The following is an 18,066-nucleotide window of genomic DNA, read 5'->3' as shown; positions in this document are numbered from 1 at the left end:
CTGGCGTCCGGGGTTGGGTTGCCGCTACCCCGCTGTGGGTAAAACCGGTGGCTCGGCGGACGGCTAAAAACGATGCTGCAGGCGCACTTTCACCATGCGCCCAAAGGCGTTGTGGAGAGAGGTATCAAAGCGCATGTCTTCACGCACCACCGGTGGCTCCCGGTCGGCGAGGTTGAGTACCGACAGACTGAAGGCCGTCGCCTCGCCGGGCAGGGCCCAATTCAGATGGAGGTCCCACAGGTACGAGGCGGCGACCGTGGTTTCAGTGATGTACTGGTCCAGCGCCGTCTGGGACAGAATGTTGAGTCCGTCATCGGTGTAGGCACTGATGCCATTGAGCTCCAGGCGGCCATTGAAGGCACCCCGGGCGTAATTGAGGTACAGCTTGCCCTGCCACTTGGGCAGCGACTTTAAAAAGGTGCCGCTGTTTAAGCGACCGTCCGCGGAGAAGGCCGGTATCAGGTCACTGGCGCTGACATCGTAGCGTTGCAGGTAAGCCAGATCCACGCCCAGCATCAACTCGCCGCTGCCTGCCGGCGTGTGATATTGACTGTGGAAATCCACTCCATTGGCCACCAGATCGGGGCCGTTGATGTAGTGGCTGAGGATGCGGGAAATATTGCCGCTGCCATCGTAAATGATCTGCGATGCCCATTGCGAGGCGGGGTCGGCCTGGGTGGCATTGACAATGGCGTTGGCGCTTTCCTGAATGATGAGGTCGTCAATGTTGATGTGCCAATAGTCGAGATTGATGTGCCAGCGGTCGGTGGGCGTCCACAGCAGCCCTAGGCTGGAGCTGACCGATTGTTCGGGCTTGAGGTTGGGGTTGCCGATGCGATCGACCGCTTTGTAGGCATAGGCCGCACCGATCAGCGACAGGGAGGTGGTCTCCAGGCCGGTTTGGTTGAGTGACGGGGCCCGGAAGGTGGTGCTGGAGGAGGCGCGCAAGCTCAGCGACGGTGTCAGATCCCAGCGCAGCGCAATTTTCGGGTCGAGGCTTTGGCCGATGTTGCCGCCATAGTGTTCAAAGCGCAGGGCCAGCTGCAGGTAGAGACGGTCGCTGACCGGCATGGCCAGCTCGCCAAACAGCGCCACCACGTTTTGGCTGACGTCATCCTCCTGCCCGCCGCGAAAGAACACAAACGCCCCCGGCAGTTCACCGGGTGTAGAAACCTCGCCCGGATTGACCGACACATCGGCGAGGTCGTTAAAACGAATCTGCAGTTGCTCATTGCGGTATTGCAGGCCCAGGGCGTAATCGATGTCCGGGAGGGTGCGGTTTTTAAACAGGCCTGAGTTAACACGATCCGAGTTGAGGCTGCCGGTCACCAGCGCGTCAGCCACCCACAGCTGCGAAATGTTGTTTTGCACCCCTTCGGCACGCATCCAGTCCAGCAGCTGCGGGTCATTGGCCAGCGCGGGCTGGTGATTGGGACTGAAGGCAATGGCCGAGGCAAAGGGGGTGTAGTAAAGGCAGCCGTTTTGGCCTGCCTCCGTGCCGCGACAGTTCTCGCCGCCAAAGCCCTGCAGGGCCGATTGCCAGCGATCGATCAATACATCCTTGGTTCGCGCTTCGGCCTGGCTGCGGGCGTAAGCCAGGGACAGATCAAAGCTGCCGGGGCCCGATGCGCCGGCGTTGGCGCCGTATTCACCCCGCACCCCGGTCAGCAGCCGCAGGGTTTGTTGCGAGCGGACCCCCTCCGTCACCGGTCCGCTGACACCCACGGGCCGGCCGACGAAAATGGCCCCGCCGGAAAAATCGGCGACATCACCGTCATTTTCAACCACCCCCGGGTTGCGGGCGATAAAGTCCAGCAGCCCGGGGTGGTCGGCGGGCAGGTAACGATTGGCGTCGGCCTCGTTGACCGGCGGGTAACTGGGTGAGGTTTTCCAGGCGGGCACCCGGGTGTCTGCATAATTGATTTCAACATAGGCCTGCGAGGCATCCCCGAGCCAGTTTGTGGCCAGCGGCCGCTGCCAGCGCGTGAACGCCTGCCAGTGATCCTCTTTTTCGACCAGGTTATCGAAGCTGACATAATTAAACCCGCAGCGGGCGCCGTCGATCAGGTAGCCGCCGACGTCGGTGCAGTTGGGGTCGCGGACATAATTGTTGCGGTCCGTGGCTGCCGCGCTGACTTCGGCATCGGTCAGACCAGCGCTTGCTGTGGCGGCATTGATGGGAATGAACGCACCGGGATTGCCAATGGAGGAGACGGTGTAGATCATGCGGTTGAGCTCGGGAATGTCCACCCGGGGGGCGAGTATCTCCTCGCGACTGGCATTTTTCAGTTCACTGCGCCGGGTATAGTTGAACGCCGCCAACCAGTGTGACTGGCCCCACTGTCCCCCACCCAGCAGGCTCAGGTCCCAGTCGCCATCGCTCTCGTCAATGTATTTACCGCTGGCTTGCAGCTCCACACCGTCGTAGCGGTCGCGGGTGATAAAGTTGACGACGCCGGCGACGGCATCGGAACCGTAGGTGGCACTGGCGCCATTTTTCAAAATGTCCACCTGCTCCAGCGCGATGGCGGGAATGCTGTTGATATCCACGAAGGCCTGGCCGTCATTGTGCGGCAGCGAGCTTGCCGGCAGGCGCTTGCCATTGAGCAGTACCAGGGTGCGACTGACACCGAGGCCGCGCAGGTTGATGTTGGCGGTGCCGGCGGCATTGGCATTGCGAAACTGGTTGCTTTGGTTTTCGGTCCCCGACACCACCGGCAAGGTGCTGACCAGGTCGATCATGCTGGGGGAGCCGCTGGTTTCCAGTGTCTGGCGATCGACCACTTCGATGGGGTTGAGGTTGCGCAGCAGTCCGCCGCGGATATTGGTGCCGGTGACCACCAGCTCTTCCAGCGGCGAACTCAGGTCGGTGGCGGGTATGGCGGCGATGGGAGGCTGTGGGTGACGAATGACGAAGTAGCCGGCGGCGTTTTTATCCGCCCGGAGGTTCAACCCCGTCAGCATCTGACGCAGGGCCGTTTCACTGTCGAACTCCCCCCGCAGACCCTGCACCTGCTGCGACGTATCCACATCTACAGCCACCACCACACCCTTGCCCGACTGGGCGACAAACTGGATCAGGGCGTTGGCCAGAGGGGCTGCGTCAATGGCAAAGGTAAGTTTCTCCTGAGCCAGGGCGACACCGCTCAGCAGCAGCAACAGACAAGCGCACACGACCTGCCGGTAGCGAGTCAGGGTGTGAGTCAGGGAGTTACTCGTGGCTAGCAGAATGGGTCTCTCAGCAGGCGTTTGCCTATCTCAATTTCTTATTATGGTGGCGGAGCGGCCGCTGGCAGAGCTGATCGGTACCCTGCCTGGCCTGGCGACTCTCGCGTCCAACACAAGAGGTTAAACCAGCGGCTGTGCAAAAGCCAAGGGATTACGTGACCGGCCGGTTTTGACCTTTGAGCACCCTGGGGCGCCCGGTTTCAACTTTTGGACAGAGCGCTTAACGGGCCCGAATGTCGATATGTTCAGGGCTGATATAGACAATGCTCACTGGCAGCACGGTTTCCAGGGCCAGCAGTATGGTGTCGATGTTGTCGGTGGGGAATACGGCGGTTACCGGCAGCGCTTTCAAGTGTGGGTCCTGCACCGTCAGTTTGGCCTGTTGGTAGCGGCCCAGGTCTTCCAGTACTTCCGCCAGGGGGCGGGACTGGTAAACGCGCAGGTTTTGTCGCCACACCCCGGCGCTGGAAGGGGTGATGTTTTCCAGCGGCTCCAGCCCCTGTTGCTGACTGACGCGTACGCGCTGCCCGGCCAGCAATTCTTTGCGCTCGGTGTCAGGGCCGGACAGGCTCTTGCCGCTGACCTGCACGTGCCCTTCTTCAACGGCGACGGTCACCCCGTAGCTGCTGTTGTTGACATTGAACATGGTGCCCAGCACTTTCACCTGGGTGTAGAGGCTGTCGACAATAAACGGGCGGTTGGGATTGCGGGCGACATTAAAAAACGCCTCCCCGGTCTGCAGCTTCACATGCCGCTGGTCGTGACTGTAGCGAATCTGCAGCGAGGATTTGGGGCCGAGGGTGACCGTGGAGCCGTCGGGCAGATTGATCGTTTGCCGCTGCGCCACCTGGGTGTGGTAACTCCAGCTCTGCGGTGTTTCGGCGGGCATTTGCAGGACCACAGCCACCAATATCACGACCGTGGCCAAGGCGATTCCGGCTGGCATCAGCGCGCGTTGCCATTGCTGCCACCATTGCCGGGGCGCGGCGCGGGAGCGGGTGGTGTTCGGTGGTGTTGCGGTCTTCAGGGGTTCGAGTGATTTTAACGCTTGCAGGCTGGAGCTTGCCTGCCACACCGCTTGCACCTGTTGGAAGGCAAGCCGGTGTTGCGGATCGAGGTTGAGCCAGTGCTCCAGTCGCTGTTGGTCTTCGCCGGTGGCTTCGTCCGAGTCGATCAAGACCAGCCATTCACGGGCGCGACGGCGGGCATCCTGCGCGGTCGATGAGACGTCATCGAGTTCCAGGGGAGACACTGCGGTTGCATCAGGCTGATGCTCGAGAGGGTGAGGGTCGCGGGGAAACTTGTCCATACCATTACTCCTCAAACCGGTGTTGCAGGTGGGTTTGGCAGGTTTCCAGCGCTCGCAATACGTGCTTTTTGACCGCGTCCACGGAAATGTCCATGTCCTCAGCCACCTCTTTATAACTCATTTGATACACTCTGTTCAGTACGAAGGCCCGGCGCCGCTTGGCGGGCAGGGTCTCAATCACTTGTTGTAATACCTGCAACTGCTCGGTCCCCAGCGCGGTTTGCAGCGGTGAGACGGCGGTGGCCTCTTCCGACGCCAGCTCTGACTGTGCATGCTGACTGCGCACCTGTTCACGGCGCAGGCCGTCCACCACCAGATTTCTTGCCAGCTGATACAGGTAGGCCCGCGGCTGCTCAATGCGCTCCGGTTCGGCGACGGCCATAAAACGCTCAAAAGCCTGGTGAGCAATGTCCGAGGCGTCCTGAGGTTGCTTGCGCCATTTACCTTGCAGGTAGCGCACCAGCTCTGACTGGTATTGGTGGTACAGCTTATTCCAGAGCTGTTTGTGTGATGGCACTGCCCGAGTAACCTTAGACTGCGTGAGAGGAGGCTCTATTGTCGGGCGATCGTTTTCATACCGCAAGCGACTTTGTTGGCCGCTCAGACTCGGTTGGCCACTCAGACTCGGTTGGCCACTCAGGCTCGGTTGGCCGCTCAGATTCGGTTGAGCGCTCAGACTTTGGCTGCCAGTCAGGTCGTTCGATGGGCTGTCTGCTCCCGCACTTGCTACTCTCACCTAAGAGGCTCCCGATCATGGGTATTTTTGTCGTTATAGATGGAGGACGTTTGTAGCGGACAAAAAGGGACAATTCGGGGTGTGATTTTTTTGGGGGTGCTTTGTGGTTGTTTGGTGAGTGTTAAGTGGCAGCGCACACTGCTCGAGGTTGGAGTTGTGCAGCCCACAAAAAAGCCAGCACACCGGTGCTGGCTTTTAAGGCCGGCCCCTCAAGTGAGGGGCCGGAGGTGTTGCAGGGCTGTCGTTAAAAGCGCTGTCGTAAAACGCTCTGAAGTTAGAAGCGCAAGCGACCTTCAATGGCGACAGTGCGGGCGTTTTTAACAAAGCCGTACTCTGTGCCTGCCGGTGCCAGAGGAACCTTTCCGGCGTAGGTCACAATCTCCTCATCGGTGAGGTTTTTACCCACCAGCGCCACAGACCATTTGTCAGCATTCACCGCCAAGCGGGCGTTGACTGTGGTGTAGGCGTCAATCTGGTTGCGTGGGTCCAGGTTGGGGTCGATGTTTTGCTCGTCCAGATATTGCGCGTCCAGCGTAGACTGCAGTTCCAGAGCGTCTGTCAGGCTATAGACATAATCCAGCGACAGGTTCACGGTTTTCTTCGGCGTATACTGCGCCGATTTGCCGGTGTAGTCGCACAGCTGGCCATAGGGGGTGACATCGCCGTCAGGGGTTTGACCCGGATAGCAGTTGCCATTGGTGAAGTCCTTGTACTCAAAATCGATATAAGACGCGGCGTAGCCGAGGGTCAATCCCTGGGCGAGAGCCCAGCGGCCATCGAGCTCAATCCCCTGAACAACCGATTCTTTGGCGTTGCCGACATTAAAGCCCAGCGCGCCGTCAAATTGGGAGATCTGCAGGTCTTCGTACTCGGTGTAATAGTAGGCAATGTTGAGTTCGGCAGCGCCGTCTGCGAAGGTGGATTTGGCCCCGACTTCGTAGCTGGTAACCTGCTCTTCCTCGAATTCAAAGGAGCCCACATTGTTGGCGCGGGCGCTGAAACCGCCGGCTTTGAAACCGGTTGTGTAGCTGGCGTAGGCCATCACATCTTCATTGACGTCCCACTGCAGGTTGATCAGGGGGGTGAACGCCGACTCGGAGCGATCGCCGTGCAGGTCGTGGCCGCTGCCCTGATTGGTATCGAGGCCCAATGCGCCATAGGCGATGACAGTGGACGCATCCACGGTGCCGCCAATGCTGGTGATGTCGATGGAGCGCGCGCCCTCTTTATCTTCAGCCGTGTAGCGACCCCCCAGTGTCAGGCGCAGGGTGTCGGTCATGTTCCAGGTGGCCTGGGCAAAGACCGCCCAGGTTTCCGAACTCTGCTCATAGTGACGCGGTGTGGCGGTGCCCTGCAGCGACATAAACACGGGGCTGCCAAAGGCGTTGCTCAGTGCGGCCGGAAGAATGCTGGTATTGGTGACCCGAATGGCGTCATTGAACTCCTGGTCATTTTCCTGATAGAAGGCTCCGGCGATCCAGTCCACGGTCTCGCCACCGGGTGAGGCCAAACGGATTTCCTGGCTGAACTGGGAGTATTCCTCGTCCATCAACACAGTAAAGACTTCTGCCGGGCTGTAATCACAGTCACAGTTGTCTTCAAATTCATAGGCGACATAGCCGGTGACTGCGGTCAGGGTGTTTTCACCCAGCTGGTAATCGACAGTCAGGGTGTAGTTTTCCAGCTCGTTTTCACTGTAGTCGTTGCCATCGGCCTGGCGTTTGTAGTCCAGGTCGTGATCGAAGGCGGGTGCCCCAAAGACGCCACTTAACACGCCGCTGTAGTTGGTTTCGTCCTCAATGATCTCAATCTGACGACCTTTGACATCAAACGTGTCGCGCTCAGCTTTGAGGGTGATGCTCAGATCGGCGCTCGCGTCCCAAACCAGAGTGGCCCGCAAGGCATTTTCGTCGCGGTTGGGCTCATCGTCGTTGGTGAGGGTATTTTCGATATAGCCGTCTTCTTCGTAGCTGCGATAGGCAATTCGACCAAACAGGTTATCCGCCAGGGCACCGGACACAATCGCTGTGACTTCCTTCATTTCGGTGGTTGGCTCGTAAGCGCCGCTGATTTCGGCCTCAAACTCTTCGGTGGGCTTGGCAGTGGTCATGTTGAGAGCGCCGGCCACACTGTTCTTGCCGAACAAAATGCTCTGGGGTCCACGCAACACTTCAACGCGCTCCAGATCCAGGAACGGGGCGCGGATTAACTGCGCGCGGCCATAGTAGATGCCATCGATATATTGACCGACGGACTGTTCAAAGCCCTGGTCGTTACCCGAGCCAATGCCGCGCACGCGCAACTGGGTGCTGAGACCAGTTTCGGTCATGTGCAGGTTGGGGACATAGCCCGCCAGATCGGAGACTTTTTCGATGCCGGCGTCGGCCAGTTTCTCACCGCCCATGGCGCTGACCGAAATGGGGACGTCCTGCAGGCTTTCGGCACGTTTTTGAGCGGTTACCACCACTTCTTCCAGCGCGAAGGTTTGAGCGGCCAGGGGGTGAGCAATGACAGACGCAATGGCGGCGGTCAGTGAAGCTTTGATGAGGGGGTGAATCATCGACATAGTTTCTCTCTTCCTATTGTTATGGTCATGCGCCACTTTATTGGTATCAGTCGGGCTTCAGGGCTCGATGCTGATGGTGGCTGGGGGATGGACGTTTGCCGGCAGTGCTGAGCGTCGCTATGAACAGTCAGCACGAACCGGTATTGGCAGCACAGCGCGCTGCCCGATTGTCCGATCACGAAAAAGGAGACGCTTGAAGACCGAAAAAGGGACAAAATTATTGGCCCGAGTTGGTGACGGTGTTGTTGGTGAAGCTGGCGGACGTGTTGGTGGCGGATTTGGTGACGGTGTTGTTGGTCGGGCCGAGGGCCCGTCTCGACCGGCCCCGGCAAGTCTTGCGCTTGACGCGAGGGCCTGTGTTGAAACCACAATCTTCACCAGAGTGGCCTAGTCCAGGGCCCGGTCCAGGTTGCGGTAACTGAAGGCCTCCATAAAGTGCAGGTCGTTCAAATGCTCTTCGCCAGCCAGGTCAGCAATGGTGCGGGCAACCTTGATCACCCGGTGCAATACCCGGGTTGAGAAGCCCATTTTCAGCATGGCATTTTCCAGCAGTTGCTGCTGGGATTGGGTCAGCGGGCAAAATTGTTCGAGCTGTGCGGCTGTCAGGTCGCTGTTGTTGCAGCCCTGCCGCTGCCACTGGCGGCGGTGGGCGTCCTGAACCCGGGCTTGGATGGTGGCGGAATCGTCGCCGCTGGCCTGGCCGTACAGCTCGCCTTTTTTCAGCGCCAGTACCGGCACGTGCAGATCAATCCGGTCCAGCAAGGGGCCGGACAGGCGATTGCGGTAGCGCCGCACCTGATCCGGGCTGCAGCGGCAGCGGTTGTCCGCCGTGTGGCGAGTGTTGGAGTGGATAGCCGAGTGGTTAGCCGGGGTATTGGCGGGTGCCTTGTGGCTGGGCCCCGACGGTTGCGATTTGGCGCCGGGGCTGTGATGACCCAGGTAGCCACACGGGCAAGGGTTCATGGCGGCAATGAGTTGAAAGCGGGCTGGAAATTCCACCTGGGCGGCGGCGCGGGAAATGCGGATCGAGCCGCATTCCAGGGGTTCACGCAGGACTTCCAGTACCTGCCGCTGAAATTCCGGCAGCTCATCGAGAAACAGCACACCGTGATGTGCCAGGGAAATTTCACCGGGTTTGGGGTTGGAGCCCCCGCCCACCAGTGAGGCGGCAGAGGCGGTATGGTGGGGGGCGGCAAAGGGGCGCAGGGGGTACCCGGGAGCGGTGTCTGACTGGCGGGTTAGGGATTGCACGCAGGCCACTTCGATGGCGGCCTGCTGGGTTAACGGCGGCATGATGCCGGGCAAGCGTGACGCCAGCATGGATTTGCCGGTACCGGGCGGGCCGAATAGCAGGGCGTGGTGTTTGCCAGCGGCGGCGATCTCCAGCGCCCGTTTGGCCTGAGCCTGGCCTTTAACGTCGCGCAGATCACCGTATTTGGACACGCTGCTGGAAGCGGTGGCACCGGACGGTTCAAACGGCTGGTTGTCCAGAGGGGTGAGGAGAGTGTGCTGGGACAAATGGCTGCACACCTCCAGCAGTGAGGCGGCGGCCAGCACCGGAGCCTGATCGCAGAGGGCGGCTTCGGGGGCGTTTTGTCGCGGGCAGAGAAATTGTCGCCCTGCCCGGCCACAGGCAATGGCGGCGGGCAGGCAGCCGGGCACCGAACGCAGTTCGCCATTGAGGCCGAGCTCGCCCAGAAACTCCATGTGCTGAAATTGCTGATCGGGGATTTGCCCGGAGGCTGCCAGAATGCCCAGGGCAATGGACAGATCAAATTGACCGCCGGATTTCGGCAGGTCGGCCGGGGCCAGGTTGACGGTAATGCGCCGCGCGGGAAACTCGTACTGACTGTTGAGAATGGCGCTGCGCACCCGGTCCTTCGATTCTTTCACGGCGGTTTCTGCCATGCCGACAATGGACAGTGACGGCAGACCGTTGGAGAGGTGAACTTCAACCGACACCAGCGGAGCTTCCAGCCCCAGGCGCGCGCGCGAGATGATGGTGGCCAGTGACATAGGCATTCCCTGCTTGGTCAAAAGGCCTGAGCTTAGGGTTGCTGGTGGCGAAAAGCCAGTGCGCCGCCAGTGCCAGGGGGTGGGTATCTGCAACTAAGACCGCAACTCCACACCTTGGTATGAGTTGCTACCGACCTTTGGTCTTTTATGGCCTGTTGTGTGTCAGTATTTTTTACTCGCCACTCGCCACTCGCCACTCGCCACTCGCCACTCGCCACTCGCCACTCGCCACTCGCCACTTTCAATTCAAGACCCCGAACTGTCCTGTGCAGCGGTTTCCAGCTCTGCGAGCTGTTGCTCCAATGCTTCCAGTTTTTCCCGGGTACGCATCAGCACCGCTTGCTGGGCATCAAACTCATCCCTCGAAACGAGGTTCATTTTCCGCAAGGTGCGCTCCAGCAGGCTGCGCAGTTCACGCTCTGGAAGTTCACTGGTGGAGGAAGGAATAGCGGCTTTAAGGTCATTTAAAAGGCTGCGTGCCAGCTGTTCAATCATGGCGGTGTCCTGCTGTGTTTTCAGTTTGAAGAGGGTTTCGATGGCGGTTATTGGCAACATTTTCATTCTACCTGAAGGCAATTGGCAGCGGCAGATTACTTTTGCACCAACGCGGTGCTCATTGTGGTGCATGTCATATATTTGTGCACTCAGACTGGGCTTTGGCGCATTAAGTTGTGCCCCTGTGTGCGCACATGCAGTGCATGATGGCATTAACTTATTGATATATATGGATATTTTAAAGTTGGCAAGCAATGTGCTAATACAGGGCAAGCCGTTTAAACAAACAAATAAGCTTCTAAAAGCGAAGTCGGCTTATTACAGAATCAACTTAAATACAAAGAACGAGAGGAAGTTCCATGAACAAATTAACCCAATTGGCAGCAGCTGTTGCCCTGACCGTCGGCGCTGTAAGTGCTACCCCAGTTATGGCCGAAGGTAGCTTTTCTGCCAATGTTGGCTATGCGTCCGAGTACTATTTCCGCGGTATCTACCAGGAAGAAAGTTCGGCCTCCGCCGGTATCGATTATACAAACGGCGGTTTCTACGTCGGTGCCTGGACGGCGGATGTGGGTGACGGTCTGGAAGTGGATGGTTACCTGGGCTGGGGCATGGAAACTGAAAGCGGTTTCTCTTTCGGCATTGGTGCAACCACTTACCAGTACACCGGTGAATTCGACAGTGAGTACAACGAAGCCAATTTTTATCTGGGTTACAAGTTTATTAGCCTGGAATACTCCGTCGGTGAGCAAGGTGATGACGAAGCTGCCGGCATTTTGGAAGAGTCTGATTACGATTACACCGCTGTCACCTTATCCCACAATGGCTTTTACGGTACGTATGCTACTTGGGGTAAAGACTTTGACGGTGATTTCATCCAGCTGGGTTATGACACCACCGTATCTGGCATTGATCTGGGTGTAGCTTTGATCTTAAACGACGAAGACACTGGCGGTGGTGACGACGACGAAGCTCTCATCTTCACCATCGGCAAATCTTTCGATCTGTAAGGTCTGTCATTTATACAGCGGCCGGGCCCTGTGCCCGGCGCTTTTATCTTAGCGGCGCGAATGCGCGTCATTAAAGGAGCTCAACAATGAAACTGGTAACAGCAATTATTAAGCCTTTTATGCTGGACGCGGTTCGTGAAGCGCTTTCAGACATTGGTGTTCAGGGTATTACTGTCACTGAAGTGAAAGGCTTCGGGCGTCAAAAAGGCCACACTGAACTGTACCGCGGTGCAGAGTATGTGGTGGACTTTTTGCCAAAGACCAAGCTGGAAGTTGCCGTGGGTGACGACCAGGTTGATACCGTTGTCGATGCTGTCAGCAAGGCAGCCCACAGCGGCAAAATCGGTGATGGCAAGATCTTTGTGTCATCTCTGGAGCAGGTTATTCGTATTCGTACCGGTGAAACCGGTGACGACGCTCTGTAAACAGAGTGGATCGTAACGCTCAAACATAATTAAACGTTAATTCTCCCGGAGAAACGCAATGGAAAACTCAATTTTCGAATTGCAGTACGCCTTGGACACCTTTTATTTCTTGGTGTGCGGCGCACTGGTAATGTGGATGGCGGCTGGTTTCGCCATGCTGGAAGCGGGCCTGGTTCGCTCCAAAAACACCACTGAAATCCTGACCAAGAACATCGCCCTGTTTGCGGTGGCTTGTACCATGTACATGGTCAGTGGTTACCACTTCATGTACGGCGGCGACTGGTTCCTGTCCGGCATCATGGGCAATGGCGTGACTGGCGCTGAAGAGCCTGCGAGCTACGCACCTTCTGCCGACTTCTACTTCCAGGTTGTCTTCGTTGCGACGGCCATGTCCATCGTCTCCGGTGCGGTTGCCGAGCGTATGAAGTTGTGGGCTTTCCTGGCGTTTGCTGTGGTGATGACCGGTTTCATCTACCCCATGGAAGGTGCCTGGACCTGGGGTGGCGAGGCTGTATTCGGCATGTACACGCTGGGCGACCTGGGTTTCCTTGACTTCGCGGGTTCCGGTATTGTTCACATGGCTGGTGCTGCTGCTGCTCTGGCAGGTGTCCTGCTGCTGGGTTCACGTAAAGGCAAATACGGCGCTAACGGTGAAGTCAACGCTTTCCCGGGTGCAAACCTGCCTCTGGCCACTTTGGGTACTTTCATCCTGTGGTTGGGCTGGTTCGGTTTCAACGGTGGTTCCGTACTGGCGACTGCGTCTGTTGATTCTGCCAACTCTGTGGCGATCGTCTTCATGAACACCAACGCTGCCGCTGCCGGTGGTTTGATCGGTGCTCTGATTGTGGCCCGCATCCTGTTCGGCAAAGCCGATCTGACCATGGCTCTGAACGGTGCTCTGGCTGGTCTGGTTGCGATCACCGCTGGTCCTGATACCCCATCTGCCCTGCAGGCAACTCTGTTCGGTGCTCTGGGTGGTGTTCTGGTTGTGTTCAGCATCCTGACTCTGGACAAGCTGAAGATCGATGATCCCGTCGGTGCTATCTCTGTTCACGGTGTTGTGGGTCTGTTGGGTCTGTTGCTGGTTCCTGTGACCAATGGCGATTCTTCTTTCTCTGGCCAGCTGATCGGTGCGGCTACCATCTTCGTTTGGGTGTTCGTTGTGAGCCTGATCGTTTGGGGTATCCTGAAAGCTGTGATGGGCATCCGTGTCTCTGAAGAAGAAGAGTTCAGCGGTGTCGATCTGGCAGAGTGTGGTATGGAAGCATACCCAGAGTTCACTACCAAATAAGCCCTCGCTCGACTTGATTGATGGCTATTCAAAAGCCCGGCTGTGCAAACAGTCGGGCTTTTTTGTACCCGCTTGCCGGGTGCCACGCGGTAGACGTCAGGCGGTATTTGGCACAAAATACAGGCTTAGGGGCTTTCTCGGAAATCGCTGTCTGGTCTATGCCCGCATAAGCGTGATATTGTAGAAACCATTACATGTCATAACGGTTTGGTGTTTGGTGTTGATTGGCGTATCTGTTGCTATCAACCACTCTGCATCAAACAATAATATTAAGAAGGACTTTGTTGATGAAATTAATCACTGCAGTAATTAAACCGTTTAAGCTGGATGACGTGCGAGTTGCTTTGTCAGAAGTGGGTGTTCAGGGCATGACCGTTACCGAAGTGAAGGGATTTGGTCGTCAAAAAGGCCATACTGAGCTCTACCGCGGCGCTGAGTATGTGGTTGATTTCCTGCCCAAAGTGAAGCTGGAGTTGGCGGTTGACGAGTCCATGGTTGAGCAGGCGGTGGAAGCGATTACCAAAGCGGCGCAAACCGGTAAAATTGGCGATGGTAAAATCTTCATTACCACCATCGATGAAATTATCCGTATTCGCACTGGCGAAACCGGCAGTGATGCGGTTTAAATTGCACTGACGGACATTGCTCAGGCAGTATCGGTTTTATTGCAGGCAGTATGGAACATTTTTGAAGACGCAATGGGGCGTTTGAGCCTCTGTCGCTGAGTCAGGCCTTTCGAATTAAGACCAGCCTTGCTGTTTCGATGGTAAAACATGTGAGTAATGTGAGAAAAGTCGGCCATGCCGGCTTTTTTTGTGCCTACGGTTTGACCCATCAGGGGTCGCATGGGCGTTTTTCTGCGGGCGCTGACGGTGACCACAGGAACTTGAGTGGCGGCAATGAGGCCTTAAGGGTTCTCGTCAGACAGGGCGGCCAGTCTCTGTTGGCGGTCTTGTCGGGGGGTGTCCAAAAAGTGTTGCAGGTTGCCGTTCCAGCGCAGCAGGTGGTGCAGTTGCTTGATGGCCATCCCGGTGACCCCGTGTGAAACTTCAGGCTGGTTTACCCGTTGTGCATTCTGTTGCAGATACAGCCCGAGAATAAACCAGTGGGCGTCAGTGGGGTGAGTAAAGTAGCTCTCATCGAGGATCACCAGCTGGGGGAAAAAACTTTTCAGGGTGGCGGTAAACAGACCGTCCATGACGCCTAGTGGTTGGTTGACCGCATTCATCAGAGGGGTCGTGCCGTTGCCACAACTGGGGGAGCGGGCTTTGAGGATCGCGGCGCTAAGCGGCCCCTGATGTTGCTCGTTCCAGCGCTGACACCATGCTGTCGCCTGTGCTTCGAGGGGGTAATCGACCGCGCTTGCGGGATGTTCCACCCACTCCAGTTGTGGCGCTTGCCGATGGCGTTGTACCCACTGGATCGGGGCGCGGGGCACGCCCATGCCGGCGTCCATTTCGGGGCAGTGCCGGACCAGCTTCAGGTAGTGCCTCAGCGTAGAGAGTCCGGGACGCAAGCCCTTTTCCTTACCGTCGTAACGCACGTTCTCCCCGGCCAGACAGGCACTGATCAACACATTGGGGGGCGTGTCACATTGCTCGCGCAAAAGCTCCGGCAAATGAACGTTAAAAGTCGCTGCTGGCGTGTCATGAGTCATCTTGGTTCACAGGAAAGTAATTACTATCTGATGATGATGTTCGCATATTCTAGAGCAAAAAAGACTAAAAAATTCATCGATTGGTGGTGGTCAAGCAATTGAAAGTTGGTCTATAAATACAGCGTTCAGGCACGCAGTTGCGCTTACTCAGGGAAATGGCGCCTGCCTGACACAAACTTCAGTGTTTTTTTGTTAAAAGATCACCGGGTTGCTAACGACCTAATGGTTTACAGACTGAAATGTTTCGGGGGTATTTATGACTCAGGATGTTTTGGAAGAAAGAGAAGAGCGTCTCGAGGATCACACCGTGGGTGCTCGCAAAAAGCTGAGAGAACAGCTGCAGAATGAAGTGGAAGCCTTCTTGGCCAGGGGGGGACAGATCCAACAGGTCGATGCGCATATCTCTGCCGATCCGCCTCAAAAACCCATCAATAATTATTGCAGCCGGCCTATCTAAACCGGGCTGGCTGGATTGACGGCTGGACCCCTGGCTTTGGTTTCTGCCGCCAATCAGGGGTTTTGCTGTTGGCTAAGGGTTTAACCGATTATGAGCTCACAGGGCTGACGGCGGTCATGGCTGACGGCTCTCTGGCTGCGCACACCAAGGCTCAAGGCTTCTCGAATAAACGCTTTCCAAACGGCGGACTCAGGTCTCGGTGGTGTCGTCATCACCGCTCGGCTGACGGCTTTTGGCCCGCGGATGGGCATTGTCATAGACTTTGGCCAGGTGTTGAAAGTCCAGGTGGGTATAGACCTGGGTGGTTGAAAGGTTGGCGTGTCCCAGCAGTTCCTGTACCGCTCTGAGGTCACCACTGGACTCCAACAGGTGACTGGCAAACGAGTGTCGCAACTTGTGCGGGTGCACTGACTGGTCGACTCCCTGGGTAACACTGAGTTTTTCAAAACGCAGCTGGATGCTTCTGGGGCTCAGACGCTTGCCCTTTTTTTGCGTGAAAATGGCAGCGATGTCTTCGCCACAGGTGCTTAGCTGTTTTTTCTGCCACGCCGCCAATGCCGCTCGGGCAGGTCTGCCGACGGGCAGTTCACGGGTTTTATTGCCTTTACCGGTGACCCTCAACTGACCTTGTGCAAGGTCCACATCGCTCCAGTTGAGCGACACCAGTTCGCTCAGTCGCAGCCCGGAAGAATAAAACAGTTCCAGGCAGGCCCGGTCGCGCACCGAGAGAAAATCGTCTCCGCGGACTTCCACAAACTGAATCGCCTGATCCACATCCAGCGCTTTGGGCAGGGGCTTTTTGGCCTTGGGTGCTTGCAGGCCGGTGCAGGGGTTAACGCTGATCAGCTTCTGCTTCAGGCAATATTGGAAGAATGTTCGCAACGCCGACAGCCAGCGCTGCAAGCTGCGCGGCTGAAGCTCCTGGCGGTGGAGCTGTGCCAGACAGTGGCGGATATGATGATGCTGAAGATCGATCAGGGTAAGTTGCTGGTTCTGGCAGTAGCGGCTCAGGCGGACGAGATCACGCTGGTAGCTGACAAGGGTATTGGCCGATAGCTGTTTTTCAAATCGCAGGTACTGGTAAAAACTCTCCAGGGTTTGTTCGAGCGAAGTTAGCTCAGTCATGGGGGGGCTCATGTGATTAAGTCGTCGCTCATCGACATCGCGCCTGAAGGCACAAAATACCGATTTATCACGAGCGCACAATTGGCTCACGCAGGCACTCAGAAAACGACCTGCTGTTGGTTTATGGCTGTCTGCCGGTTCTAGGCTAGGGCAGGTGCCGGGGCAGCTGTCGGTTAAGCACTTCGGCGATGTAACTGAGAAACAGTGTGCCCATGCTGGAGCGGTAGTAATTGGGGTCGCGGTTGGCGATGGCCAGCACCCCAAACGAGTTGCCGTGAATGAGCGGCACGAGTGCGCTGGAACCGACATTTTGCGAATGTTCCGGGAACAGGTATTTCACTTCCTTGGGGGAGAGGATACCACACAGGGGTTTGTTGTTTTTCAGCGCCTGGCCAATGCTCTCGCGCGCTTCACTCAACGGCTCTACCCGGGCTTTGGACTTGGGCAGAGAGTCGGGATCGGCAAACAGAATCAGGGTGGTGTAGTGAATTTTAAAATCGTTTTTGAAACTGTAATACAGAGAATCAACGATATCGGTGAGACCTTTGCCCTCCAGTAAGGCCAGCACCAGTCGCTTGGTTTTATCAAACAAACGGTCATTGTCGCGGGCATTGTCGAGCAGTTTGCTGAGGCGGTGGCGCATGTCCATGTTGCGTTCGCGCAGGATCGAGACTTGTCTCTCCACCAGTGAAATGGCTTCACCGCTGGCGTGCGGTAAGCGTAAATCAGCCAGCAAACCAGGCTGCTTTACGAAATAGTCCGGGTGCTTGCGCAGATACAATGTAACCTGCTCTTCGGTGATGGCGTTTTCCGTGTCGATAACTGTTTGATCGCTCATATTCAGCTGTGACCTTTCGCTTATGACCTTTGGCTGTTGAAAAGGGTTAAATCTTTACCTGACCATGAAACACGTGCGTCGCGGGTCCGGACATCAGTACCGTTTGACCTTCACCCTGCCATTCTATGGTCAGGCTGCCACCGGGCAGATTCACCTTTACCACGGAGTCTAACAGGTTGCGCAAGCGTCCGGCCACTACCGCAGCGCAGGCGCCTGTACCGCAGGCGAGGGTTTCTCCACTGCCGCGTTCGTAAACCCTGAGGTTGATTTCCTGACGTGAAACGATTTGCATGAAGCCGGCATTGACCCGTTGCGGGAACAGCGGGTGGGATTCCACCTCGGGGCCCCACTGTTCAACGGGCGCGGTGTTGACATCGTCAACCAGGGCCACTGCGTGGGGATTGCCCATGGAGACCGCACTGATTTCCAGGGTGGTGCTGGACAGTGGCAGCGCATAGGTGACCGCCTGCTGGTCGGCGGTAAAGGGAATCTCCGAGGGCGTCAGGCGCGGTTCGCCCATATTCACACGCACATCGCCGTTGTCCAGTGTATGCAGGGTCATGATGCCGTTGGCCGTTTCAACCACAATGTCGCGTTTGCCGGTGAGCTTGCGCTCGATGACAAAACGGGCGAAACAGCGGGCGCCATTGCCGCAGTTCTCCACTTCGGAGCCGTCGGCGTTGTAAATGCGGTAGCGGAAATCCACGTCCGGATTCTGTGGCACTTCCACCAGCAGTATCTGATCGCACCCCACTCCAAAACGCCGGTCGGCCAGGCGGCGAATTTTATCTTCGCTCAGGCGGATGCGCTGGCTGATACCGTCGATGACGATAAAATCATTGCCGAGGCCGTGCATTTTGGTGAATCGTAGTCTCACTGGTGGTCAGTCCTCGTCGGGCATCCGTAGGTTTTA

General features: G+C 57.1%; 15 protein-coding genes. 5 read left to right on the top strand and 10 right to left on the bottom strand.

The genetic code is table 11. The features are described from left to right. Nucleotides 1-63: 63 nt before the first annotated feature. From G8770_RS20305 to G8770_RS20280, 6 genes are all read right to left on the bottom strand, one after another. Nucleotides 64-3,174, bottom strand: a complete 3,111-nt coding sequence (locus G8770_RS20305; RefSeq protein ID WP_167191370.1) for a TonB-dependent receptor domain-containing protein — start codon at nt 3,172-3,174, stop codon at nt 64-66. Nucleotides 3,175-3,448: 274 nt separating this feature from the next. Continuing rightward, nucleotides 3,449-4,537 (bottom strand): FecR family protein, encoded by a 1,089-nt coding sequence (locus G8770_RS20300; RefSeq protein WP_167191368.1) that lies wholly within the window; start codon nt 4,535-4,537, stop codon nt 3,449-3,451. Nucleotides 4,538-4,541: 4 nt separating this feature from the next. Next, on the bottom strand, nt 4,542-5,054 hold the full coding sequence (locus tag G8770_RS20295; protein ID WP_167191366.1) for a sigma-70 family RNA polymerase sigma factor: 513 nt from the start codon (nt 5,052-5,054) through the stop codon (nt 4,542-4,544). A gap of 493 nt (nt 5,055-5,547) precedes the next feature. Then, nucleotides 5,548-7,839, bottom strand: a complete 2,292-nt coding sequence (locus tag G8770_RS20290) for a TonB-dependent receptor (RefSeq protein WP_167191364.1) — start codon at nt 7,837-7,839, stop codon at nt 5,548-5,550. Between the two features lie 387 nt (nt 7,840-8,226). Then, on the bottom strand, nt 8,227-9,855 hold the full coding sequence (locus tag G8770_RS20285) for a YifB family Mg chelatase-like AAA ATPase (protein ID WP_167191362.1): 1,629 nt from the start codon (nt 9,853-9,855) through the stop codon (nt 8,227-8,229). A 246-nt stretch (nt 9,856-10,101) separates the two neighbouring features. Next, the gene (locus tag G8770_RS20280) at nt 10,102-10,410 is read right to left on the bottom strand and encodes an accessory factor UbiK family protein (protein WP_208022405.1); all 309 of its coding nucleotides are present in this window, start codon (nt 10,408-10,410) and stop codon (nt 10,102-10,104) included. Between the two features lie 299 nt (nt 10,411-10,709). On the opposite strand from G8770_RS20280, the gene G8770_RS20275 reads away from it, so the two are divergent. The 4 genes from G8770_RS20275 (at nt 10,710) to G8770_RS20260 (ending at nt 13,702) form a co-directional block, all read left to right on the top strand. Then, on the top strand, nt 10,710-11,360 hold the full coding sequence (locus G8770_RS20275; RefSeq protein ID WP_167191360.1) for a TorF family putative porin: 651 nt from the start codon (nt 10,710-10,712) through the stop codon (nt 11,358-11,360). Nucleotides 11,361-11,446: 86 nt separating this feature from the next. Next, a complete protein-coding gene (gene glnK / locus G8770_RS20270; protein ID WP_167191358.1) occupies nt 11,447-11,785 on the top strand; it encodes a P-II family nitrogen regulator in 339 nt (112 codons plus the stop codon). A 58-nt stretch (nt 11,786-11,843) separates the two neighbouring features. Then, nucleotides 11,844-13,076: an ammonium transporter gene (locus G8770_RS20265; protein ID WP_167191356.1), complete on the top strand. Its 1,233-nt coding sequence runs from the start codon at nt 11,844-11,846 to the stop codon at nt 13,074-13,076. A 287-nt stretch (nt 13,077-13,363) separates the two neighbouring features. Continuing rightward, nucleotides 13,364-13,702: a P-II family nitrogen regulator gene (locus tag G8770_RS20260; protein ID WP_167191354.1), complete on the top strand. Its 339-nt coding sequence runs from the start codon at nt 13,364-13,366 to the stop codon at nt 13,700-13,702. 281 nt (nt 13,703-13,983) lie between these two features. Here the strand turns inward: G8770_RS20260 and G8770_RS20255 are convergent, their stop codons facing one another. After that, complete coding sequence (locus tag G8770_RS20255) at nt 13,984-14,733, bottom strand: 2-thiouracil desulfurase family protein (protein ID WP_167191352.1); 750 nt, start codon at nt 14,731-14,733, stop codon at nt 13,984-13,986. A gap of 256 nt (nt 14,734-14,989) precedes the next feature. Between G8770_RS20255 and G8770_RS20250 the strand changes: the two genes are divergently transcribed. Next, a complete protein-coding gene (locus tag G8770_RS20250) occupies nt 14,990-15,190 on the top strand; it encodes a hypothetical protein (protein WP_167191350.1) in 201 nt (66 codons plus the stop codon). Between the two features lie 189 nt (nt 15,191-15,379). Here G8770_RS20250 and xerC read toward each other — a convergent pair whose 3' ends face one another. The 3 genes from xerC to dapF all read right to left on the bottom strand — a co-directional run bounded on the left by xerC (nt 15,380) and on the right by dapF (nt 18,030). Then, nucleotides 15,380-16,315, bottom strand: a complete 936-nt coding sequence (gene xerC, locus G8770_RS20245; RefSeq protein ID WP_167191348.1) for a tyrosine recombinase XerC — start codon at nt 16,313-16,315, stop codon at nt 15,380-15,382. A gap of 145 nt (nt 16,316-16,460) precedes the next feature. Continuing rightward, nucleotides 16,461-17,153: a DUF484 family protein gene (locus tag G8770_RS20240; RefSeq protein WP_167191346.1), complete on the bottom strand. Its 693-nt coding sequence runs from the start codon at nt 17,151-17,153 to the stop codon at nt 16,461-16,463. Between the two features lie 46 nt (nt 17,154-17,199). Further along, nucleotides 17,200-18,030, bottom strand: a complete 831-nt coding sequence (gene dapF / locus G8770_RS20235) for a diaminopimelate epimerase (RefSeq protein WP_167191343.1) — start codon at nt 18,028-18,030, stop codon at nt 17,200-17,202. Nucleotides 18,031-18,066: the final 36 nt, after the last annotated feature.

The organism is Pseudomaricurvus hydrocarbonicus, assembly GCF_011602365.1.
Lineage (GTDB): Bacteria > Pseudomonadota > Gammaproteobacteria > Pseudomonadales > Cellvibrionaceae > Pseudomaricurvus > Pseudomaricurvus hydrocarbonicus.
This window is presented reverse-complemented; position numbering and strand designations above follow the sequence as displayed.